Source organism: Acinetobacter sp. YH12134, from assembly GCF_013418555.1.
GTDB classification, from domain to species: Bacteria; Pseudomonadota; Gammaproteobacteria; order Pseudomonadales; family Moraxellaceae; genus Acinetobacter; species Acinetobacter indicus.
The window spans coordinates 198,530-221,744 of sequence record NZ_VPBT01000002.1; the positions used below are offsets into that span (position 1 = coordinate 198,530).

The window sequence follows — 23,215 nt, forward strand, 5'->3', positions numbered from 1 at the left end:
TCCCAGCTCTCTATAAAATCCTCTAAATCAGGATACAACCACATTACTCCAGCGCTTAAATGCCCTTCTAAAATTATGAATATCATTAATATTTAAATAGTCGGCGACCAGCTCATCGTTATAGGCAAATAAGGTCTTTAATTGTATAGACGTAAACAAACGGGCCTGATCCAGCATTTGCTGATAACTGGTATTATGTTTATTCAATCTTCGCTTAAAACTCGCAATACTGATTTGAAAATATTCTGCACATTCTTCCAGATTCGGTGCCTGATGAATGTTACGAATCAAAAAATGATGTACCTCTTGCAGAAAGCTCTGCTCCAGACCGGACTGTTGTTGCAGCACTTTCGCCTGATGATAGTAGGCTTGGCGCATCGCACTGGTTTGATAATTCTGTTTTTGTGTGCACTCCTGAATATCAATCTGTATGGCATTCACCAGACTATTAAATTGAATATTCTCTCCCAGATGTTCCCAGAACTGCTCAATAAATTCCGGCTCTGCACCGACAAAGTGATAGTTCATCTTCAGCTCTTCTTGGGTACTATTGAGCAAAATTGTCCGGACAGCCGTCATGGCACTAATAACCAGAGAGGTGGCATGACGCTGCTGGCTATTTAGCCAGAACAGAATAATTTTATGATCAGAATAGTAAGCCACCGGCGTCAGCCAAGGGCTTAAATATATATGAAACTCGACATAGCGCTGTATCGCTTCTTTAATATTCTGGCTATACGCAATGGCATTTAAGGCCGGATGCGTTAAAGTTTCAATATAACGCTGACCAAATAAAAATTGCACTTCAGGATGCACAATACTCTCATGCAAATTCCTGATCATGTGTATCAGCTGTTCGACACTAACACACTGATTCACCGAGATCAGCCCCTCAATAAACACCGGTGTTCCTTTTAAAATACGGTTAGGATTTACACCGTACATCTCAGCTAAATCAATCAATAATGCAGGTGCCAGATAAGTCGGCAGAATCAACTGATCATTCTGATAGCTCATACCGACATCCTTGTTCTTAACTTGATAATCTGCTGATGTTTCATCTGTTTATATAATTTCTGGATTTCCGTAGCTGGGCTGTCTTGTTGAACTTCACTGATAGTATAGCGGCAGTCGATGTTAAATTTCTGAAAATCCTGATGTGTATAAAAAATTTGTGACTGAATACATTTCTGCAGTTCTCTGGCCATGATCTCAACCTGTGCATCAGCCAGATCCAGCAGCATCAAAATAAATTTGTCACCGGCCAAACGGCAGACCAGATCACACGGTCGGATATTCAAACTGATGGTTTGTGCAATGACCGACAAGACCTGATTGCCCGTATCAAAACCAAACTCTCTATTGATGGCGCTTAAATCTTTAATATTGATCATCATCAGATGGATATTTTTTGCCGAATGATGGCGCTGGTTAATTTCATGCTGTAATTGCTGTTTAAAGTATTGGGCATCTGCCAGCGGTGTAATCGCATCAAATAAACGGTGATCCCGAAATACATGCTCTTTGGTTTGCAATTTTCTGGACAAGACCAGCTGCTCTTTATGCCAGTTCACCATAGCAATGGTCAGCACAATAAAACCGATAGGGGTAGTAAAGGATTCCAGTAAATCATCCCAAACCAATGTTTTGGGGATGGCAATAAATTCATCCAGCACATCCATCCATAAAGCCAGAAAGACAAAGGTCAGTCCCCAATAAAAATATCGGGTCACATAGCCTCTTGGACGGCTTTTCAGAATGAGATAAATCCATAACAAAGTCAGTAAACAGGCCAGCCCCTCCCCAATCACATCAATCACCTGAATTTCACTGTGTGCTTTAAAATTTCCGGACAGCATAAAAAAAGCCAGACAGGCGATGGCCATGATCATCACCAGTAAAAAGTGCCGTGGATAGTAGAAGAATGGTTTTAGCATAGCCCGAACATAATTATTGTTTTCATAAGCTAATCAGTATTTTATGACAATTTAATTACAAGCCGCTTTTGCCCGATTTTCAAATCAGCTCAGGATAAATTTTAAAAAGTCTGTCGCTTCGCTTTTAATGCCACTGCTAACAGGTGCTTATACGCGTTTCTGCTCTTCATGAGCCTCAATATTTCCATCAAATCAGCTCAAACCGGACTGAAACATCGGTGGATATCATTTCAGCTTTTATTATTGTCATCATTTAGTCATTGACCAAATTTAAGGTGCTCAACAAACAGCCATTGCGCTCTTTGGGGATAATATAAATGAGCACTCATTGCAGTAATAAAACAGCAGCATTTACCTTTAAGGTCAGCACTTTAGTGTTATGTATGTTGGCCACTGGCCATAGTCTGGCAGCCGAAACCGCAACCGAATACGTCCGTGTAATTGGACAGGCCGCAAGTATCAATGAAGCATTAAAAGAACAGCGCAAATCCGATTCGATTTCCAGCGTGGTGCATGCCGATGCCATTGCAAAACTACCTGATGATAACGCAGCGGAAGCCTTACAACGGATTCCTGGAGTGTCAACTGAACGTGACCAGGGTGAAGGCCGTTTTGTTACAGTGCGAGGTTTGGGCACCGATCTGAATGCGGTTACGATTAATGGCACGCTGGTTCCTGCACCAGAGGCATCGCGCCGTGGTGTAGCGCTGGATGTCTTACCTGCAGAACTGGTGCAGTCTTTAACCGTGGTTAAAACCTTAACTCCAGATATGGATGCAAACTCACTGGGCGGGACCATTCAGGTTGAAAGTCTGTCGGCGTTTGATCATGACGGCCTGTTTTATACGACTGCAGTTGAAGGCGGTTATGATGAAAAACGTGAAGAATATAGCCCGAAAGTATCAGGTGCGGTGAGCCAGAAATTCAGTCTCGGTTCCGGCACCGATAATTTTGGTGTCGCTGCAGCCCTGAGCTGGCAAGAGCGTACCTTTGGTTCAGATAACGTTGAAACCGGAGGGAAATGGGAGGATGGCCTGCTCGAAGAAACAGAAATGCGTCAATATGATATTGAACGTGAACGTCTGGGCGCGGGCCTGAATTTCGATTTTCGACCAAATAAGAACAGTGAATACTATTTACGTACCTTATATAGCCGCTTCCAGGACAATGAAACCCGTCAGGCTGCAGGTGTTGAATTTTCCGATCCGCTCGCCATAAATACACCAGGCAGTGCAGAAGTAGTTCGTGAACTGAAAGAACGTGAAGAAACCCAGGAAATTAAATCCTTTGTGCTAGGCGGTAAAAACCGTTTTGATCAGTGGACGCTGGAAGCTCAGCTCGGCTATAGCGAAGCCTCGGAAAAGAATCCGGGCGGTATTGCCGGTGCCGGATTTGTCGGTGAATTTGATGATCTGCAATATTCAAGCACGCGTATTCCTGTCGTGAAAGGCGCGGCCAGCTTCTATGACCCAAGCCAATATGAACTCGATGAAGTAGAATGGGAAAAAAGCACAGCCAAAGATAAAGAGAAAAATGCCAAATTCGATCTGAGCCGCGATTATCTGCTCAACGATTATGCATCTGTCTTCAAATTTGGGGCAAAAGTCAGCCAGCGCACCAAAACCAATGATACTGAAATCTGGAAAGTTGAAGATTTAGACACATTCCCTGTCCATTTTGGTTCAAACGGTCATTATGAACTGGCACAGTTCGGCCCGACCTTGTCTAGTGGCCCGATCCATAATCAACTGGCCAAGCTCAACCCGAATGACTGGCGAGATGCTGAAGAATCGGTCATCAACGATTATAAAACTTCTGAAGATATTCATGCCGCTTACGTCATGAATACCATTGATTTTGATCGGTTACGGGTGATTGCGGGTCTACGCTATGAAGATACTGATTTTGAAACACAAGGCTATCGGATTCTGGACGGTGAAAGCAGCTCTGTTTCCACCCAAAATGATTATAATCACTGGTTACCGAGCCTGCATCTTAAATATCAATTAATTAGTGATGCTATTTTAAGAGCCGCATGGACCAATACTGTGGTACGTCCAAACTTTGAACAATCCCGACCGGGAATTTATATTGATGGTGATGAAGCCGAGTTTGGTAATCCAAATCTTAAAGCGCTGGAAGCCTCCAACTTTGATTTAGGCGTAGAGAAATACTTTGGTGATGCCAGCGTAATTTCCATGAATGCGTTCTATAAAGATATTGATCACTTTATTTATAACGCTAACGTTGCAGGCACTGGTGACTGGATCGATTTTGATGAAGCCATGACTTTCAAAAACGGTTCATCCGCCAAAATTTACGGTGTAGAACTCGGCTATAGCCAAAAATGGCATAACTTCATCTTTGGTCTCAACAGCACCTTCAGTCGTGCCAAAGCCGATATTGATGGTATGGTCGATGGTGAATTGATGACCCGAACCATTAATTTCCCAAGCCAATCTAAAGTGGTCGGTAATGCCATGATCGGCTGGGAAAACGACCGTGTGGGTCTGCGTCTTGCCGCCAACTATAAATCCCGTTATCTGAATGAAATTTCTGGCATTGATGAGCCAGAAAAAGATTTATATACCGATGATCAGGTGTTTGTTGATTTGAGCGGTCATGTGAATTTTAACAAAAATATCCAGCTATTCTTTAATGCACAAAACCTGACCGATGAAGTGTATTACAACTATAACGGCAATCGTCATTATAACGCGCAATACGAAGAATACGGCCCGAGCTATAAAGTTGGTCTGAAATTCACACATTTCTAAGCCTTTAGCTCACCCAAAGCCACTTTGGCTTTGGGTACTTTTTATTTAGAGAAAAATCATGACAATGCTTTTTAAATTAAGCACCTTCTGTGCAGCGCTTGTGGCTTTATCTGGCTGCACCTCCTCTGCTCATACCCAAAAGAACACCATCAGCAGCCCGCTTCATCTGGAACAGACTCTTTCAGCATTGGATCAGCCTGCGCTGCCGGTGGAGCAAATTTTCAAGTTACCCATCACCGTCGAAGATGCACATTGGATTGAGATTGATGGTTTAAATGCTCAAGTGCTCACCAGCAGCAAAACCCAAGGCCTAAGCCTGTGGAATTCAAATGCCCAACGTGTACAGCATATTCCCGGCTCGTTCAGTAAAATTGACTATCGCAGCATTGGCCAACAGCTGATTATCCAGACCACTGATTTACTTCAGCAGCGACCGGTCATTTTCCGTTTTGATTTAAACACCGGAACCTGGGCAAAGCCTGTCTATCTGGCGGCCCGTAGCTTTAAAACCGAAGATAACTGCCTGTATCTCACGCCTGATCAATCTTTATATAGCTTTCTGGTGGGAGAAGAAGGTATCGGGGAGCAATGGATGATTCAGTCTGGAGGCTCAAACCAGATTAGCCCTCGTTTTATTCGTAACATGAGCCTGCCACCCAACAGTGGTTTTTGTGTGGTAGATGACCATCAAGACAAACTGTATATCAATGAAGAAGATGTGGGCATTTGGGCCTATGAGGCAGATCCTGAAGCAGATCTGATCCGCTATCCAGTAGATTTGAATCATCCGTATGGATCAATTCTAGGCAATGTTAGCGGACTAAGCTTGATCGACAATGCACTGGCAGCAATGGATGAATCCAAAGCTGTGCTGTACCGCTATCGCATTGAGGGTACTTCATGGCACAAATTACCTCCACTCTCTCTACAGAATGTAGATGAGCCTGAACGTATCAGCCTGAAAGGTACCCAAGACCAGAAACAGCTGTTACTGGTTGATGATCAGATCAAGCTATTGAACATTGACTGGACCACGCAAGCCCTGCCTCCTAAAAAAGCAGGCTTAGCCATTCCGGCAGATGTCGAAACCGATTTGGTTCCAAGCCGTGGTGATGCGGCTGATGATCCCGCAATCTGGGTCAATCAGGCTAACCCACGTCTGTCACGTGTGCTGGGTACAGATAAACAAGGTGGCCTTGCGGTCTACGACCTGAACGGGAAACAGCTGCAATACTTAAAAGTCGGCCGTCTGAATAATGTTGATATTCGACCGAATTTCAAACTGGGGCAACAGACAGTCGATTTAGCCATCGCCACCAACCGCGATCAGAACAGCCTTCACCTGTTCAGCATCCATCAAAAAACTGGACAGGTCAAAGATTTAGGAGAACTGCCAACAGATCTCAATAACATCTATGGATTCTGTATGTACCAGAACCGGCAAGGTGAAACCTTTGCCATTCCAAACGATAAAAATGGCACTTTTGTGCAATATAAGATTCAAAGCAAGGCAAGCGGCCTGAGCGCAGAGGAAGTCCTTAGGTTTAAAGTATCTAGCCAGCCTGAAGGCTGTGTGGTGGATGATGAACATGACCGGATCTATGTCGGTGAAGAAGCAAAAGCGGTGTGGACCACCAGGCTGGATGACCCTAAACAGATTCAGCTACAACCGGTGATTACTGTTGGGGAACAGGTCAAGGCAGACATTGAAGGACTGGCCATTTATAAAGGTCAAGTACGTGATTATCTGGTCATTTCCAGCCAGGGAGATGACAGTTATGTTGTGGTCGATGCTGCCGCCCCTTATCAGCTGCGCGGGAAATTTAAAATCTCGGCCAATCTGAATCACGAGATTGATGCGGTCTCTGAAACGGACGGGCTTGAGGTGACCTCAGCCAATCTGAGAGGTATCTGGAAAAAAGGTATGCTGGTGGTTCAGGACGGACGTAAGCGTATGCCAGAAGGCAATCAGAACTACAAATATGTGGCCTGGGAAAAAATTGCACAAGCCTTGGGTCTGGAATAAGCCCTTGCCTCAGGTACAGCCTACGGCGCTGTACCTGTGTTTCATCTAAGAATAATTTTATTGAGGTTTTTATGTCGAATCCATCTGCAGCACAGCTTTCAGTATGGGAAGTGATTAGCCATGCCAGTCTGCTGGTTCAAGCAGTAATGCTGATTTTATTACTGGCATCCATTATTAGCTGGTATGTCATTATCAAACAGAGTATTCGTCTGCGTCAGGAAACAGCTGCGAATAAAGTCTTTTTAAGCCAGTTCCGCCAACAGCCTTTTCCGCTTGCCACAACCGAACCATCCGAGCCGAAATCAGGGGGGCTTGGGCAGATCTATCAGGCCGGCCTGGATGAATTTCATACACTTCAACATACCAGCACTCGCCTCTCCTCGGCAGCGGTAACCGATCAAGTTGAACGACGTTTGCTCACCAGTGTCAGTGAACAGGAAGAAAAGCTGGAAAAGCACCTGAGTTTTCTGGCGACTGTGGGTTCAGTCAGCCCCTATATCGGTTTGTTTGGCACCGTCTGGGGCATCATGAATTCTTTTATTGGCCTGTCTCAGCTTGAACAAGCCACCCTTTCCGCTGTCGCACCGGGTATTGCGGAAGCATTAATTGCCACCGCCATTGGTTTATTTGCAGCCATTCCTGCGGTGATTGCCTATAACCGCCTGAGTGCCCGTGCAGAAAAAATTTCTAATAGTTATTACAGTTTCGGCAATGAATTACAAACCCGAATGCTGCGTTTTTTACAGGCAGGGAATTAATACCACATGCAGAAACGTCAGAAAAAGCACGCACTCAACGCAGAAATGAACGTTGTTCCCTATATCGACGTGATGCTCGTGCTGCTGGTGATTTTTATGGTCACTGCCCCCATGCTCACCCAAGGCATAAAAGTGAACTTGCCGAATCTGGAGGCTGAAACTCTGGTCACCCCCAAGGAACAAAAAGTCATTACTATTTCGATTCAAGAAGATGGCCGCTATTACTGGAATGTGGGAGAAAGTGTCGATACTACACAAGTCACCGATCGGGCAACGAGTCTCACAGAAATGAAAGAAAAATTATCTCCACTGCTACAAATCCATCAGGATATTCAGGTGTTTATTCGTGCGGATCGTAGCGCCAATTATGAGCTTGTTGCACAAACCATTGGATTGCTACAACAAAGTGGCGTTGAGCAATTGGGCCTAGTCACCGAGGAGCAGGATCAGTGAAAAGCATATCACGGATCAATCCAGCCACTGCTGTCGCTTTCTCTGTGACGGCTGTATTGCATGCCACCCTGGTCTACAGCGTGTTAAACCAGAATTTTGACAGTCCCATCCAAGAAGTCACACCCAAGTCGGTACAGGTTAAATTTATACAGCTTCCAAAAGCTGACATATCACCTCAGCTCCAACCTGAACATGCGCCAACTCAAGAACCAGCTCAATCTCAAGTAATGCCCCCAGTCGCTGCACCAGTCCAGTCCGCGCCAACTCAACCCGTTCAGCCGGTTAAAGCGAAGCCAGTTTCAAACCAATCTGCCAAAGCCAGACCAGAGCCAAATCCTCAACCCAAAATCGCCAGCTCACAAGCAATGACAGATCATACATCCACCACCATGCAAACTACTGCAGTAGTGACGCATGAGGCTCCTCCTGCACCGGCCCAGCCTGCTGCGACCACACAGCCGGCGCCATCTGTCAGCAAACCGATAGTGGCGGAAAATACACAACCTCCGCCTGTATTTGATGAAAAAAACTATAAACCGATTTCAAAAGTGAAACCGGATTACCCAATGCGAGCTTTGGAGAATGAATTGGAAGGCAACTGCACGGTCGAATATAGCGTGAATACTCAAGGCCAAGTGATAAATCCTAAAGCATTAACAGACTGTGATCCGATATTTGTGCGTCCTTCACTCAATGCAGCCCGGCAATTCAAATACCAACCACGGATCGTCAATGGTCAGGCTGTTGAAGTTGCTAAAATTAAAAATACCTTTGAATACCGGATTGAATAAAGATGCTTAAATAGGCTCAGTTCTTTGTATGGTCTATCTTTATGAAACCATCTAGGTCACTGGATTATCTGTCATTCATAAGGGCTGATATGAGTAGCTCAAAAATGAAGTCATCTCGATGCGAACAGGAACTCAGGTGGTTGAACTGAAAAATGGCTGACAGCAATATGACACCAATCCTGTTCACCAGAGCAAAACTTTGATAAAGAAGCTTTGCATTATCCCCGATCATTGAATTGAGGTCATCTCTTATAGACTAAGATGCAAAATACCTCTTCTATCCCCCAATTCTTATTCAAAAGCCAATCACTTAACACCAGAACATCCAACCAGAATATTTAAAAGAATATATAGCGATATCTGCAACATGATCTGGCCAGAAATAATTAATGCAGTAACTCCTTATTATTCATCACAATAATTAACTTCTATCGCACACTTAAGCGCACGACCTCCTAATTTCTCTATGATTTATTCATCTTTCATTCATATTTCCTATGGATTCAGGATTGCTTTGCAATAAATTAACAAATAATATTTATGATAATTATTATCATTTTCATTAACAAAAATGTCCTACATCGTGCACCCATCCTTCAAGCTATCTTTGCTAAGTCTTGCAATTTTAGTGAGTCAACAAGGCTTTGCAGAAGATACGCAGCAGCTCGCCACCATTACCATGACCGCTGAACCCGCTAAGGCAGATCAAAGTTCTGAACACACTCAACGTTATATAATTCAAAACTCTGCAACAGCCTCCAAGCTCAATATTCCGCTCAAAGAAACCCCACAAACGGTCAACGTGGTCACGCGCCAGCAACTAGATGACTTTAGTCTGAACAATACTCGCGATGTCCTGCGCAACACCCCCGGTATTATGGTGAGCAATCAGGAAACGGAACGAACCTCTTACCTCTCACGCGGCTTTGAAATTTCCAATGTGCTGGTCGACGGCGTTGGGCTGCCGCTTGAAGGCTATAATTATAATAATGACAATCCGGACAGTTTTTTATTTGATCGGATTGAAGTCGTTAAAGGTGCCAATGCCTTGAATAATGGGATTGGCGATCCGGGTGCAACCATTAACCTGATTCGAAAACGCCCGACTCAGGACTTTCAGGCAGCACTCAATGCCAGTTACGGTTCATGGAATACCCAGCGCTATGAAGCCGATGTATCCTCCGCCCTGACGCAAGATGGCAGAATCCGAGGGCGACTGTTTGGTTATCAGCAGACGGGTGACAGTTATCTGGAGCGTTATAGCCTGGAGAAAAACGGTGTCGGGGCTGTGCTAGAAGCAGATCTGACCGATACCACCCTGTTGACCGCCGGGTATAGCGAAACTCAGAATCAACCGAATAGCGTGAACTGGGGTTCCAATCCGCTCATCAACACCGAAGGCGAACAGCTTCATTATCCACAAAACTATAATTACAGTCCGGACTGGGCCTATTGGGATAGCAATATTAAAAACTATTTTGCCGAGATTGAACAAAAACTCGGGGGTGACTGGACGGCCAAACTCAGCTATGACGAAAAGCGGACAAAACGGGATGCAAAACTTTTATATCTGTCCGGCCGGCCAGCGGCTGATGGCACATCAGGCGTGTTTCTCTATCCGGGCATGTATCTGGATGACAATAAACAGCAGCAAGCCAATCTGAGTTTCAGCGGCACTTATCCGCTCTGGGGACAACGTCATGAAGCATCTGTAGGGTATATCTGGGCAGAAAACCAGCTGGATGAACTCGGTTACGGAGGTAGTTTTGCTCAGCCTTTCACCACAGATTTAGCCAGTTTTACCCCCGAAGAACCGAGCTGGGATCTATCGAAAACCAGTGGGGAAATGCATATCCGGCAGAAAAATCAGAGCCTGTATGCCGCCACTCGTCTACATCTGAATGAGGATCTCAAAGTACTGCTTGGTGCCAATTATGTACAGGCCAAAAGTACAGGCAGCAGTTATGGTACCGACACCATTTATGATGAAGATAAAGTCCTCCCCTATGCTGGCCTGACGTATAACTTCAGTCCTGAATATACCGGCTATTTAAGCTATACCTCCATTTTCCGTCCGCAAACCAGCAAAGCGGCAGATGGCAATCTCAATAAACCGATTGAAGGTGAAAGTTACGAAGCCGGCATTAAAAGTTCCTGGTTAGATGACAGACTGACCGCCACTATGGCCATCTTCAGGACAGAACAAAGTAATTATCCGCTACGTGACTCTGATGGCATTCCGACGTTACGCAAAACCCAAGTCAGCGATTTACGTTCTCAAGGATATGAATTCAGTCTTGCCGGGCAGTTAAGCGATCATCTCAATCTCAGTTTTGGTTATACCCAGTTTAGCCTCAAAGATCTGATCAATGGCGGAGATGCCCGTACCTTCAATCCGAACCAGTCTTTTAATCTGTTAACAACCTATCAGGTACCGCAAATTCCAAAACTCAGACTGGGGCTTGGGCTGCAATGGCAGGATAAAACCTATCTGGAAGTACCGGAAAGCACCACAAATGGCGTGACCCAGCAAGCGGGCATGATTGAACAGAATGCGTATGCACTGGTCAATCTGATGGCCAGTTATGAGCTGAATGAACATATCACCCTGCAGGCCAATGGAAATAATCTGACCAATGAAAAATACCTGTTCAATTTCCCGAACCAGCAAGGCTTCTATGGTGCGCCGGCAAATTATAGCGTTGCGGTGAAATTCAAATATTGATTACTCCCTTGGCCTTAAAACTTTTTCAGGACCAATCCTTTTATTTAAAAACAGGTAAAAACACATGAAAAAAATGATAGCGTTGACAATGGGCTTGTCGATGAGCTTGTCTGCTCAAGCGCATATGCTGTGGCTTGAACGTGGCCCAAATGCTCAAACCTATGCCTTCTTTGGTGAATACAGTGAACAGCTGAAAGAAACTCAGGAAGGTGCCTTAAAGTCATTCAATCAAGCTAAAGTGGTTCAGGCCAAAAAAATCTTCAGTCCTCAGCTTCAGCAGGATCATCTGGTCTATGCCACGCAAGATCAGGCTGATGTAAAACTCAGCCATGAACTGATCTATGGTGAATCTTTACTGAGCTACCATGCTAAAGCCGGACGACAGAATCTGAAAGCCGAATCCGAGCTGGATATTATCCCCGCCCAACGCAACAGCAATACCTTTACCGTGCTGTATCAAGGCAAGCCCGCGGCTGATCTGGAGGTTACCGTCTTTTCTCCTCAGTATTGGCTGAAAAAATACACCACCAATAGCCAGGGACAAATTACGGTTGCTACGCCATGGAAAGGTCAGTACATGCTTGAAGTGGCAAAAGAATTAGATCAAGCAGGCACCTTTAATCAGCAAGCCTATAAAAAACAATATTTTGTCACCACGCTCAGCTTTGTGCATTAAGCCACTCATTTTTCTTGTCGAGATGCAACTAAAGGTCCTCTATGATTTCGATTTCTGTGATTCAGCCCCTCGCTGTCCTGTATCGCTTAGGGATATGCTTTGGGATGGGCTATCTAGGCAGTGACCTGATAGCACGTGATCTGGCTTATTTTTTACAAGCCTATCTTCCCAAAGCCGAATCGGTCTATCTGGCGACCTTTACTGCACTGATTTTTTATGTCTGTTTTGTGATTGGAACCTTCTGTATTCAAAGTTTAAAAAAGCTTTCTGTATATGGCTTGGTCCCCATCATCCTCTTGTTTATTCTCTCGCACTTCACAGGTTAAACCATGCATAAATCTGTCCGTCAATCTATGGCATGGCTGCATTCATGGCTGGGTTTAAGCTTTGGCTGGCTGCTTTTCGCGATCTTTTTAACCGGTGCAGTGACCTATTATCGTCATGAAATTACCATGTGGATGCAGCCACAATTTGCCTCAATGCAGGTAAATCAGGACACCGCGGTCAAAACGGCCTATCAATATTTACAGCAACATGCAGCAGATGCGCAGCACTGGTACATTGGCGTCGCTCATCCCGCCGCGCCGGTCAATAAAATCTATTGGCAAACACCCGATGGCCACTATGAAATGAAAACTCTAGATGCCTCGACGGGCCGTGAATTAACCCTTTCAGCGACACAAGGCGGAGATTTTTTCTATAATTTTCATTTTCAACTGTATGGTATGCCCTACACCATCGGGCGTCTGATGGTGACCATTGCAGCATTCATCATGCTGATCACCCTGATTTCAGGAATTATTACCCACAAAAAAATCCTGACCGACTTTTTTACCTTAAGGGCCTTTAAAGGACAACGATCCTATCTGGATTTTCATAATGTCAGTTCGGTAATTGCACTTCCCTTTTTCTTGACCATCACCTTTACCGGATTGGCGATTTTCTTTTATATTATCCTGCCGTCTGGTATGAAAAAGTTATATCCGGAACATCCTTTTCAATATTTTGAAGATATCCAGACTGTAAAGGGATCAGCTATTTCTACTGCGCCTGTCAAAAGCAACATGCTTCCTGTTCAGCATTTTACTACAACGGTACAGCAGCATTGGGGACAGACTGAATTTGAGAGCATTACCGTTAAACAGCCCAATACCCAACTGGCTCAAATCACCTTCACGGAACTGAAAGATCATTCTATTACCCGAAATCAGGCTCAACTCACATTCAATGCCGCCACAGGTAAACTGCTAAAAAACACACGTAATGACAGTGCAATTGCCACTTTAAATGCCGGCGTGTATGGCTTGCATATGGCACGTTTTGCTGACCCGGTGTTACGGTTGGCTCTGTTTTTTTCCGGCCTCTTAGGTTGCGCCATGATTGCCTCGGGTTTATTGCTCTGGAGCCTGAAACGTCAGATGCAGAAAAAGTCGGTACGTTTTCATCTCGGATACTATCTAGTTAACCGTTTAAATATCAGCATGATCCTTGGCCTTCCGCTGGCCATGCTCGGCTATCTGTATGCCAATCGTTTTGTCAGCATCCCTGCAGGTGCACCGAATTATGAAATTTATAGTTTTTTCATTATCTGGATTGGCAGTTTCATGCTGGCCTGTTTAACGCCACAGCAGTATTTATGGAAAACCCAACTCAAAATCCTGATTGGGGCTGCGTTTATGCTTCCGCTGATTGATATATATTATCTGGTTTCGCAACACGATATTGATTCGTTTAAAAGCTACTGGCCATTTTTACGTATTGATTTGATGCTCTGGCTATTGGCACTGCTTGCTTACTTTTTACACCAGAATATTCACCCTATTCAGCAAAAGGCGGTCCGTAAAATCCAGACCAAACTTAAAACTGTGCAGCAAGGATCTTCATCATGATATGGATTGCAGTAATCGGACTTCTCTGGCTGGCCTGTTTTGGTTTTTATACCGTCAGTGAAAAACAGGTCATAAAAACCAGAACCTCCAGATATGCCCTACTTTCAGTATTTCCAGTCTTGGTTAAACTCACGTCAGGCACTATTTTATGTATGGTGATGTTGCTATTAAGCACACAGTTTAGCGAGAGTATTAGCTTCATTGCGCTCTGGGTGCTGCTGAGTCCGGTACTTTTTGTTTTTATTTTAAAAATTAATCATTTAGGGAAAAAGTTATAATTTTGGGGTTTAATTATAAATGGCTTGGTTACATAAAGATTTTAAAATTAAAGTTCCCTAATTAATAAGCTTGAAGTGTTTATATATTTATTACTCTGTTTTGCTTTTATACATAGACTATTTAATATCTGAAGTTTTTCAGATGATTTATCTTAAAGATAACAAAATTAAAAAAAATATTGTTCATAAGAAAAAATAATACCCCGAAGGAGAGCCAGATTTACGGGCATTTTTTCATGTCCGAGATGTTCGGTAAGTTCGGCATTAAGAGCCGTTTCAACAGTGAGTTTGGTCAACAATCGGGTGAATTGGTTGAGATCGTCTTCTGTTTTGATTCCTTTAGCAAATTCAGGCAATTACACAATTTAATTTACAGGCTCGAGTGAGGGGGAGGCTTTTTGGAGAGTGCAATCTAAATTTTCAGATAAAGTCATAAAAAATGAGCGTATTGGCATACACTCATTTTTACTACATTTTGCTAATGTTTGCTTAACTGACTGACATTATCGACACGGACACATTATATCCTTCATATAATTAGACTCAGATTTGTTCTGCGCCGAGTGTAGTTGTATTGACCCAACCTAGAATTTTCGCCTGATCGTCCGAGGTTAATGTATTGCACCGACTTAAGCGATGCCCATCTTAGATCGATTCAAATTCATATAGCTCCCAACGTCGACGTAGTAGCCTTATCTTTTATCAAATACATTCTTGTAAAACAGCAACTTCTACAACACTTTTACTTTCAGAAAGCAAAAGAATCATTTAGGTACGTTGCCTTTCACGCGAATGTTTTGCATGCTTAGTCAAAAAAATGAGTTGTTCTTGCTGTTCTAGGCTGAGTAGGATAGAAACAATGCGAGGCATGTGTGAACATTGGCTAACTAAAAAACTTTTCCACCTGGTTAGTTGTTTTTGTCAACTTAACATTTCACAAAAAATTCACTATTAAATACATACTCTTTAATCAGAAGTAAAACGCTGAAATTTATAATTGTAAAAAATTTAGCCGATGCTTTTAAGATAGATTAAGTAAATCGTATCAAATATAAATTTATATAGGTGTATTCTTCAATGGCTATAGAATTTGTTTCAAAATCAAAACTACCTACTGCATTTGGCAATTTTGAAATTATAGCATTTCAAGACCAAAGTACTGGTGAAGAACATATTGCTCTTGCCAAAGGCATGAATACTATTTCTAATCAACCAGTACTTGTTAGAATTCATTCAGAATGCTTAACAGGTGATGCTTTTGCTTCACTGAAATGTGATTGTGGCCCCCAATTACATTCAACCATGAAAATGATTAATGATGCAGGTCAAGGTGTGATCTTATACTTACGCCAAGAAGGTCGCGGCATAGGACTAACCAATAAAATTCGAGCTTACGCCCTTCAAGACCAAGGACATGATACTCTTGACGCCAATTTATTATTAAATTTACCAGCAGATGCTCGTAAATATGATATGTGTACCATTATGTTAGATTATTTAAAAATAAAGAATGTAAAACTCATTACAAATAATCCCCTTAAAATTAAATCTTTAACTGATTTAGGAATTAATAGACCTCTTTCATAAATCATTTTTTGCTCAGTTCCAAGTTGTAGATTCCAGCGATTAAATTGAATCTCAAACCAAGCCTTTTACCTCTATTTCGATAACGCTCAGCAAGGATTTTGAAGGTTTTCAGGCTGCCAAATACATGCTCAATTCCGATTCTTCTTTTATTGATTTCTTGATTATAGATTTTCAATTCAGGATCCAATTTACAGTGTCTTTTGGCTTTTAATGGCAACAGGCTATTCGGATACAACACATAAATCCCCTGATAGCCTTTATCTGCAAGGATAAAAGCCCCAAAAGGAATCTGGTTTAAATTGCGTTTGAACAACTCGAAATCATGCACTGCACCGCGACTGGTACATAAACTCAGAATTTGCTGAGTTTTGTAGTGAATCATGGCCTGTACTTTAAAGGTATGAGTCTTTTTCTTGCCGCTATAGCTTTTCTTCTGTTTTTTTAGGCCTTTGTATTGGAATTTCCGTGGCATCTACGATCACAACATTCCAGTCGATGCCTTCGCCCTCGGGTAAATCTTTGGGTAAATTAAACAGATTGGACCGAATCAGACAATCTTCAACATGACGGACAATTCTTGAGGCTGTGGGCTCTGAAACCCCGTAACTCGTCGCAACGTGAAATAAGGTTCGGTATTCCCGCCAATAGCTCAGACAGAGCAGAACTTGATCCTCCAGGCTTAACTTGGGCGGTCTGCCTTTGGCAGAGACATGCTTCTGCAATTGCTCAACCATCAAATAGAAAGTTGACCATGAGATGCCTGTGTATCGCTTGAACTGAGGATCAGAAAGCTTGTTTGAATCGATGTATTTCATCGGCAGATTATGCACGAATGCCAAGAAATCCGGAGTGTAAATATTAACCAAAAAGAAGATCGTTTTTTGATTTATGAAAGAGATCTAATGTTGTTGAACGTATTCCATTAAAAGTTGGTTTGAATATCTTTAACAAAGCTTATCTAGAAACAAAGCAAAAACGTATGTCACATCTGTATGATAATAGTGATTTCTAAAAAGCGATCACTTTCGGTAAAAAATCACAGACAAAGTTCCATCTCCCTTTCGGGAGAAGGCCAAGAAAAAATATTGTTTTATATTCAATTATGGTTTTAAAGTAGATTTATGAAAGGTGCCTGACTATTCTTTATTTTGTCTCAGTATCTGTGCAAAAACCGTCACTTTTTCTAAAGTCGCATTCATTCCCTTATTAAAAAAAGTATCGACAAGCGCTGAGCCAATGATAATAAGATCTACTTTATTGGCTAGTGCTTTAACATGGCTTTCATTTTTGATCCCAAAACCCATTGCAACAGGAATATTAAAAATCGGCTTGATTTCAGCAATCTTTTTCTCAAGATTAGCCAAATTTAAGTCTCCTCCTGTTAAGCCATTTTCTGCAATATGATATAAAAATCCTGTCGCGCGTGCTGAAATTTGCTCTAACCTTTCAACTGGTGTCGTCGGCGCGGTCATTGCAATTAAATGCATATTTTTTTCATTTAACTGCACCTCAAATTTTTCTCGATATCCATATGGAGCATCTAAAATCAATATTCCATCTATAAGATTTTCTGTTTCGGTGATAAGTTTCTCAAAACCATATTGTATCATCGGATTTAAATAAGTCATGAAAATTATTGGTGTCTGGTCATCATGCAGTCTTATTGCTTTTACCAACTCAATGGTCTGTTTTACCGTTTGACCTGCATCTAAAGCCCGAAGATGCGCTGCCTGAATGATCTCTCCATCTGCTACTGGATCAGAAAATGGAATACCCACTTCAATAATGTCAGCCCCTGCTTGACCCAATTGGCTTAACAAACGACAACTTTCTGTAAAATTAGGATCTCCAGCAGTAAAATAACAGACCAGACCGCTTCGATTTTCCAGTTTCAATTGCTCTAATTTTTGATCTAGACGGTTCATGCTGTAGCTCCTGCAAGATATTTTTTGACCGTGTTTAAGTCTTTGTCACCTCTGCCACTTAAATTGACAATAATGATCTGTTCTGGCTGCATTTCTTGTGCAAGTTGAATCGCATACGCAATTGCATGAGAACTCTCAAGCGCAGGAATAATGCCCTCCTGTTGGCTTAAAAGCTGAAATGCATTTACCGCTTCTTGATCGGTGATCGCCGTATATGTAACACGTCCTGTTTCAAACAGAATGCCATGCTCAGGGCCAATACCAGGATAATCTAAGCCGGCCGATATAGAGTGTCCTTCTAAAATCTGCCCATCTAAATCTTGTAATAAATAGGTTAAATTGCCATGCAGCACACCGACTTGACCTTTGCAAATAGAAGCGGCATGTTCATCGCTATTTATTCCTTTTCCACCTGCCTCAACGCCAAACATTTTGACATTCAGGTCTTCTAGAAAAGGATGCATCAACCCTAATGCATTTGATCCCCCACCCACGCAAGCAACTAGAGCATCAGGCAGTTTATTTTCTTTCAGGAGTATTTGATTTTTGGCTTCTAAACCAATAATTTTCTGAAATTCTCTCACCATGGTGGGATATGGGTGAGGGCCTGCACCCGTACCCAATAGGTAATAGGTTGTATCCACATGACGAATCCAGTCACGTAATGCTTCGTTCATGGCATCTTTTAAAGTCCCACGACCTTTTTGAACACTTCTGACTTCAGCACCGAGTAATTTCATACGTTCAACATTCATTTGTTGGCGCTGAATATCTGTTTCTCCCATAAAAATAGTACATTTCATCTTAAACAGCGCGCAAACCGTTGCTGTTGCAACACCATGTTGTCCAGCACCCGTTTCTGCAATGATTCTGGTTTTCCCCATAAATTTGGCTAATAAGATTTGCCCTACACAATTATTGATCTTATGCGCACCCGTATGGTTCAAATCTTCTCGCTTGAGATATATTCGAGCGCCGCCTGCATAAGCTGTTAGGTTTTTTGCATAAAAAAGAGGACTAGGACGACCAACAAAGTCCGTTAAAATCTGCTGATATTCAGCCCAAAATTCAGGTTTGTGCCGAACAGTATGAAAGGCTTGCTCTAATTCTTGAAGTGCTGGCATTAAGCTCTCTGGCATGTAACATCCGCCAAATTTACCAAAAAATCCCAAATCATCAGGACCACTACCTGTATAAGGGGTTGTCATCTCATATCTCTTTTACTATCAAAACTTGTTTGATCTTAAAATATTTTCATTTTTATGATAATTGATATATTTTGTGGTTATGGTGTTAGAAAATTTTACAACATGAAACGCAGAACATTACCTCCGCTTAATGCTTTAAAAGCTTTCGAAGCTGTCGCCAGAAATAAAAGTTTCAGCTTAGCTGCCGAAGAATTATGTGTCACCCATAGCGCGATTAGCCATCAAATAAAGCAGTTAGAAGAATGGTTGGATAAAAAATTGTTTATTCGACATTCCTCGACCATCTCTCTGACGGCCGACGCAGAAGAATTATCGCTCGTTTGTACGCAGCTTTTTAATCGTTTAGAACAATGCGTCTTTGAGTTAACTAATAAGACATCTGAAGTAGAAGTTGTCATAGGCGCTTCTCATAGTTTTATGGCAAATTGGCTGATTCCTCGATTAGAAAAGCTCGAAGTCATTTATCCCAATATCCATATCAAATTAATGACATGTAATGATTTAAAATTGTTAGAAAAAGAGAAAGTTGACATATTTATCAATAGCATCAGTGAAAATCATATACTTCCCAACTTTTTGAATAAATATCTTTTATTTCCCGATAACATGGGGCCTGTTTGTAATCGTGAAATAAATCCTCTTCATTCCGTAAATGATCTTTTAAATTATCCATTACTTCATACTCACTCAAATAAAAGTGCATGGCATACATGGTTTGATCAGTCCAAGATTCACTTTTCCCCAAAAGCGAATGACCGTTATTTTGATAGTCTGAATTTAATGATAGAGGCTGCCGTGTCTGGGTTAGGAATTGCCATAGCACCTCAAATTCTAGTAGAAAAAGAAATGTTAAATGGAAAGATCATTGCCCCTTTTGGTTTTATCTATTGTGACTATAATTTTTATGCAATGGTCAGAAAAAATAACGAAAATCGTGATGTTATGAATATCATTGATTGGTTAATGGCCGAAGAAAAAAGTTAAACATTTAATCTTTGATTTGAAAAATTCTATTCAATTGCTTCATCTATAACGTCTATTTCACATTCTGTTCACGCTGTGCTGCCTAAGGTATAAACACACACTTCATACGGACACTGATGATGAGACTTGTAAAAACACTAATTGCTACAGCCTTATCCTTGCCGCTTCTGTTGTTAGCCGGATGTAAAAGTATTCCCAGTTATTCAGCCGATTACGCCCAATCTAGAAATGGTATTCAGGGGATAGCGCTGGATCAGGCTAAAGCTCAGGATATCGGCCTCCGCTTTACCTCAGCCTTTAATACCTTGGGCACACCGGAATTTGTGGAAAGAGCCGGATCGCTGTATGCCGACCAGCTGTTTATTAACGATACCCTATCGCAATTTTCATCCCGTCAAAATCTGCTGGAGCACTTTCAAGGCATGAACAAACGGGTCAGCAAGGTCAGCGTCAAGCTGTTAAACGCTTCTTATCATCAGGACTCTGCCTATGTGCACTGGCATATGACCTATGATTTTAAAATGTTCGGCACGACCCGCAGTATGGACTCTTATGGCATCAGTGAAATCAAGATCAACGAAAACAACAAGATTATTTTCCAGCAGGATTTCTGGGACCCTGCGAATGGCCTGTATCGTTCCCTGCCTTATGTTGGAGGGGGCTACTCATGGCTACTGCCTTTCAAAAAATAGCGATTAGTACGGCGTTAGTGATGGGATGTAGCTTCAGTCCATGGGTCCAGGCACAAAGCCTGAATCAATGCGGCAATGGTCCGCTGATGGTGGGTCAAAAACAGGTCGGTATGGCAAGTTATTTTGCACAAAACTGTAGCCAGTCCTGGGAAAAACAAAATATACAGATGGACTTTTCCTATACACAGAATATTCCGGAATGGGCATTTAAGCGTGCGGCCACACATTTACTGAAACGTAATGTTAAAGACGCAAAAATACATGCTCTATTCAACCCAATCACCGATTTGTATCGTCCGGTCAGATCAGGCGACCTGTACCGTTTAAAATACGACCATGCTACACAGACCCTAAGCTTATCCCTGAACCAGCAGGGTTTAGGGCAGCTTAAACATCCTCTGGCACAACAATATTCTAATATATGGCTGGGTCCCCAGCCATTTAGTGCTAAATTAAAACAGCAATTATTAAATTAGTATCTGCCGCTATGTCGAAACATTTTATCCTGATGGTTGAAGACCATTATGAACTGGCCTCTACCCTATGCGAGTTTCTGGAAGAACATGGCTTTGTGGTCGATCATGCCCGCAATCTGAGTGCTGCTAGACAATTACTGAAACAGCAACGCTACCATATCTTGCTACTAGACATTAATTTGCCTGATGGTTCTGGTTATGAATTGTGCGAGTGGTTACGCAATGAAGAAGGGTTGGACTTACCTGTCTTGATGCTTACCGCTCGGGATACCTTGGATGATAAACTCAAAGGCTTCAATTCCGGCACGGATGATTATCTGGTCAAGCCCTTTGACTTTAACGAGCTGGTGGTTCGGGTCAAGGCCCTGATCAAACGTTCTCTGGGTGAAGTATCTAGCAGTCGTCTGCAAATTCATGACCTAATTTTGGACCCAGCAACACAGCAGCTAACTCGAGCTGGGCAGAACATTGAATTGCCTCCTATTCAGTTTAAACTTTTGAAGCTACTGATGCGTCACTCTCCTAAAGTACTGACCAAACAGGAAATTATGATGGAGCTTTGGGGTGACGAAGAGCCAGAAAGTGATGCTCTGCGCAGTCATATCTATAATTTACGCAAAATGGTCGATAAACCCTTTGAACAAAAGCTGATTCACACCATATCCGGGATTGGTTTAAAGATTGCTTTCGAAGATGAAGCCTAATTTAGGTACACAACGACAATCAGTCCAGTGGTCATTGCCAGGTCAACATTCTGATGAGTGCCAAGATAATATTGCCTGTCAAACAGCTCCACACGCCAACCTAGCTGTTTGCATAGCTTTTGCACCAATTGCAATCCAATGCCATGCCCTTTGATTTCCAGTTGTAGCTGCTGGCCAGACAGTTCCTGAACCTTAGAATTGTTAGGTAAAGGCATGCCGACCCCATTGTCAGCAATCAGCACTTTATTTTTTTCCAGAATCACATCAATTTCTGTGCCCTGTGAATAGTTCAGCGCATTGCGCAGAATATTACCAAACACCATTTTGGTCATGGATGGATAAAGTTTACGCGGCTGTTCATCGAGGTCTTTTTGCAGGTCAATCTGCATGCCTTTGTTATGACTGACACTCTCTAGATCCTGCACCAGATTGTCCAGACATTCTGAAAGCATGGTCGGTTCAGCAGTTAAAGTGTTGGTGGTATTGCGGGCAATGGCCAGCAAGGTATCGACCAGCAGCTGCATGTCTTCAATGGTGTTATGCAGGCGGGTAAAGGACTTGTTGTCGCCATAGCGTGCCTGACACAGCTGCACATTGCCTTTTAAAATGGTCAGTGGCGTGCGCAGCTCATGGCTAACATCTCCGGTAAATTCACGCTCACGCTGAATAAATTCGCTTAATACCTGATGATATTTTTCCAGCGCCTGCTTGAGGTATTCAGCTTCCAGATTGGAGTCGGTGCGGATGTCCTGAAAAGGCGAAGCCTGATTTTTCTGATGTTCCCAGTCGATATGTTCCAGCGCATTGGCCAACCGGGTAATCGGGGAAAAATAACGTCGGGCCCGACGGTTCCACCACCACAATACGCTATATAGCACAAACAGGCTGACCATCAGCGGTGCCAGACCAAACAGCCAGACCAGCTTGTTGACGTTGCTTTCGCCAAACACCAGCAGCACATGCTGTCCGTCTTTTTCACCATACACGGTCATGCGCTCCTTGCCATCGACAAAATGCCGGTTCACCCCTTGCTCAAGCTGTATGTGGCGAAATTGGACTGGCGGTACATCGCTCCAGCGATAACCATACAAGTTTTTAGTGTCGGGCAGTTCAGCAGCCGGATTACGTTCCAGCCGCTGCCAGTAGTGTGACATTTCCTGTTCTAGCGCAGTTCTGAGCAGGGAACCTTTGATTACCCAAGCACTACAGCCAATCCCGATTACCACAGACAGGGCAATGAATCCGATTTGCAGCCAGTAATAGCGGTTAAACACCTCACCCAGAGGATGATCGTGTTTGTCCCTGAACAGCTTTAACATTGGTGAATTC

21 protein-coding genes and 1 pseudogene are annotated in these 23,215 nt (G+C 42.8%); 15 read left to right on the plus strand and 7 right to left on the minus strand.

Features of this window, described 5'->3' with window-relative positions; translation table 11 throughout:
• Nucleotides 1-27: 27 nt before the first annotated feature.
• Together FTU69_RS02455 and FTU69_RS02460 are read right to left on the minus strand one after the other, a co-directional pair.
• Nucleotides 28-1,017, minus strand: a complete 990-nt coding sequence (locus FTU69_RS02455) for an AraC family transcriptional regulator ligand-binding domain-containing protein (RefSeq protein ID WP_180103420.1) — start codon at nucleotides 1,015-1,017, stop codon at nucleotides 28-30.
• On the minus strand, nucleotides 1,014-1,937 hold the full coding sequence (locus FTU69_RS02460) for a GGDEF domain-containing protein (protein ID WP_104988725.1): 924 nt from the start codon (nucleotides 1,935-1,937) through the stop codon (nucleotides 1,014-1,016). Before FTU69_RS02460 ends, FTU69_RS02455 begins: the two co-directional genes overlap by 4 nt.
• A 317-nt stretch (nucleotides 1,938-2,254) precedes the next feature.
• On the opposite strand from FTU69_RS02460, the gene FTU69_RS02465 reads away from it, so the two are divergent.
• The 11 genes and pseudogenes from FTU69_RS02465 to ribA all read left to right on the plus strand — a co-directional run.
• A complete protein-coding gene (locus tag FTU69_RS02465) occupies nucleotides 2,255-4,714 on the plus strand; it encodes a TonB-dependent receptor (protein ID WP_180103421.1) in 2,460 nt (819 codons plus the stop codon).
• Nucleotides 4,715-4,772: 58 nt separating this feature from the next.
• The gene (locus FTU69_RS02470) at nucleotides 4,773-6,740 is read left to right on the plus strand and encodes a phytase (RefSeq protein WP_180103422.1); all 1,968 of its coding nucleotides are present in this window, start codon (nucleotides 4,773-4,775) and stop codon (nucleotides 6,738-6,740) included.
• Nucleotides 6,741-6,811: 71 nt separating this feature from the next.
• Nucleotides 6,812-7,498 (plus strand): protein TolQ, encoded by a 687-nt coding sequence (gene tolQ / locus FTU69_RS02475; protein ID WP_180103423.1) that lies wholly within the window; start codon nucleotides 6,812-6,814, stop codon nucleotides 7,496-7,498.
• Between the two features lie 6 nt (nucleotides 7,499-7,504).
• Nucleotides 7,505-7,951 carry a protein TolR gene (tolR, locus tag FTU69_RS02480; RefSeq protein WP_005177325.1) on the plus strand — a complete coding sequence of 149 codons (447 nt, stop codon included), beginning with the start codon at nucleotides 7,505-7,507 and terminating at the stop codon, nucleotides 7,949-7,951.
• Entirely contained in the window at nucleotides 7,948-8,742 is a 795-nt protein-coding gene (locus FTU69_RS02485) for an energy transducer TonB (RefSeq protein WP_180103424.1), read from the plus strand. The genes tolR and FTU69_RS02485 overlap by 4 nt, the downstream gene beginning before the upstream one ends.
• Before the next feature lie 571 nt (nucleotides 8,743-9,313).
• Nucleotides 9,314-11,467: a TonB-dependent siderophore receptor gene (locus FTU69_RS02490; RefSeq protein ID WP_180103425.1), complete on the plus strand. Its 2,154-nt coding sequence runs from the start codon at nucleotides 9,314-9,316 to the stop codon at nucleotides 11,465-11,467.
• Nucleotides 11,468-11,531: 64 nt separating this feature from the next.
• Nucleotides 11,532-12,143, plus strand: coding sequence for a DUF4198 domain-containing protein (locus tag FTU69_RS02495; protein WP_163145893.1), 612 nt, complete (start codon nucleotides 11,532-11,534; stop codon nucleotides 12,141-12,143).
• A 41-nt stretch (nucleotides 12,144-12,184) separates the two neighbouring features.
• Nucleotides 12,185-12,469 (plus strand): hypothetical protein, encoded by a 285-nt coding sequence (locus tag FTU69_RS02500; protein WP_168369521.1) that lies wholly within the window; start codon nucleotides 12,185-12,187, stop codon nucleotides 12,467-12,469.
• Between the two features lie 3 nt (nucleotides 12,470-12,472).
• Complete coding sequence (locus FTU69_RS02505) at nucleotides 12,473-14,032, plus strand: PepSY domain-containing protein (RefSeq protein ID WP_180103426.1); 1,560 nt, start codon at nucleotides 12,473-12,475, stop codon at nucleotides 14,030-14,032.
• Nucleotides 14,029-14,310, plus strand: a complete 282-nt coding sequence (locus FTU69_RS02510) for a hypothetical protein (RefSeq protein ID WP_180103427.1) — start codon at nucleotides 14,029-14,031, stop codon at nucleotides 14,308-14,310. The genes FTU69_RS02505 and FTU69_RS02510 overlap by 4 nt, the downstream gene beginning before the upstream one ends.
• A 1,077-nt stretch (nucleotides 14,311-15,387) precedes the next feature.
• Nucleotides 15,388-15,882 (plus strand): annotated as a pseudogene (ribA, locus tag FTU69_RS02520) (GTP cyclohydrolase II); the annotation flags it as partial.
• Between the two features lie 16 nt (nucleotides 15,883-15,898).
• Here ribA and FTU69_RS02525 read toward each other — a convergent pair.
• The 4 genes from FTU69_RS02525 to trpB all read right to left on the minus strand — a co-directional run bounded on the left by FTU69_RS02525 (nucleotide 15,899) and on the right by trpB (nucleotide 19,030).
• Nucleotides 15,899-16,369: a transposase family protein gene (locus tag FTU69_RS02525; protein WP_180103428.1), complete on the minus strand. Its 471-nt coding sequence runs from the start codon at nucleotides 16,367-16,369 to the stop codon at nucleotides 15,899-15,901.
• Nucleotides 16,317-16,712 carry a transposase family protein gene (locus tag FTU69_RS02530; RefSeq protein ID WP_008306679.1) on the minus strand — a complete coding sequence of 132 codons (396 nt, stop codon included), beginning with the start codon at nucleotides 16,710-16,712 and terminating at the stop codon, nucleotides 16,317-16,319. The genes FTU69_RS02525 and FTU69_RS02530 overlap by 53 nt, the downstream gene beginning before the upstream one ends.
• A gap of 321 nt (nucleotides 16,713-17,033) precedes the next feature.
• Nucleotides 17,034-17,822, minus strand: coding sequence for a tryptophan synthase subunit alpha (gene trpA / locus FTU69_RS02535; protein ID WP_180103429.1), 789 nt, complete (start codon nucleotides 17,820-17,822; stop codon nucleotides 17,034-17,036).
• Entirely contained in the window at nucleotides 17,819-19,030 is a 1,212-nt protein-coding gene (trpB, locus tag FTU69_RS02540) for a tryptophan synthase subunit beta (protein WP_180103430.1), read from the minus strand. Before trpB ends, trpA begins: the two co-directional genes overlap by 4 nt.
• Before the next feature lie 102 nt (nucleotides 19,031-19,132).
• Between trpB and FTU69_RS02545 the strand changes: the two genes are divergently transcribed.
• The 4 genes from FTU69_RS02545 (at nucleotide 19,133) to FTU69_RS02560 (ending at nucleotide 21,886) form a co-directional block, all read left to right on the plus strand.
• Nucleotides 19,133-20,014, plus strand: coding sequence for a LysR substrate-binding domain-containing protein (locus FTU69_RS02545; protein WP_163142160.1), 882 nt, complete (start codon nucleotides 19,133-19,135; stop codon nucleotides 20,012-20,014).
• Nucleotides 20,015-20,133: 119 nt separating this feature from the next.
• The gene (locus FTU69_RS02550) at nucleotides 20,134-20,706 is read left to right on the plus strand and encodes a nuclear transport factor 2 family protein (RefSeq protein WP_171525607.1); all 573 of its coding nucleotides are present in this window, start codon (nucleotides 20,134-20,136) and stop codon (nucleotides 20,704-20,706) included.
• Nucleotides 20,682-21,182 carry a chalcone isomerase family protein gene (locus FTU69_RS02555; RefSeq protein ID WP_180103431.1) on the plus strand — a complete coding sequence of 167 codons (501 nt, stop codon included), beginning with the start codon at nucleotides 20,682-20,684 and terminating at the stop codon, nucleotides 21,180-21,182. Before FTU69_RS02550 ends, FTU69_RS02555 begins: the two co-directional genes overlap by 25 nt.
• A gap of 11 nt (nucleotides 21,183-21,193) precedes the next feature.
• On the plus strand, nucleotides 21,194-21,886 hold the full coding sequence (locus FTU69_RS02560) for a response regulator transcription factor (protein WP_111885226.1): 693 nt from the start codon (nucleotides 21,194-21,196) through the stop codon (nucleotides 21,884-21,886).
• Here the strand turns inward: FTU69_RS02560 and FTU69_RS02565 are convergent.
• Entirely contained in the window at nucleotides 21,883-23,205 is a 1,323-nt protein-coding gene (locus FTU69_RS02565; RefSeq protein WP_373685076.1) for a sensor histidine kinase, read from the minus strand. The genes FTU69_RS02560 and FTU69_RS02565 overlap by 4 nt on opposite strands.
• Nucleotides 23,206-23,215 lie beyond the last annotated feature (10 nt).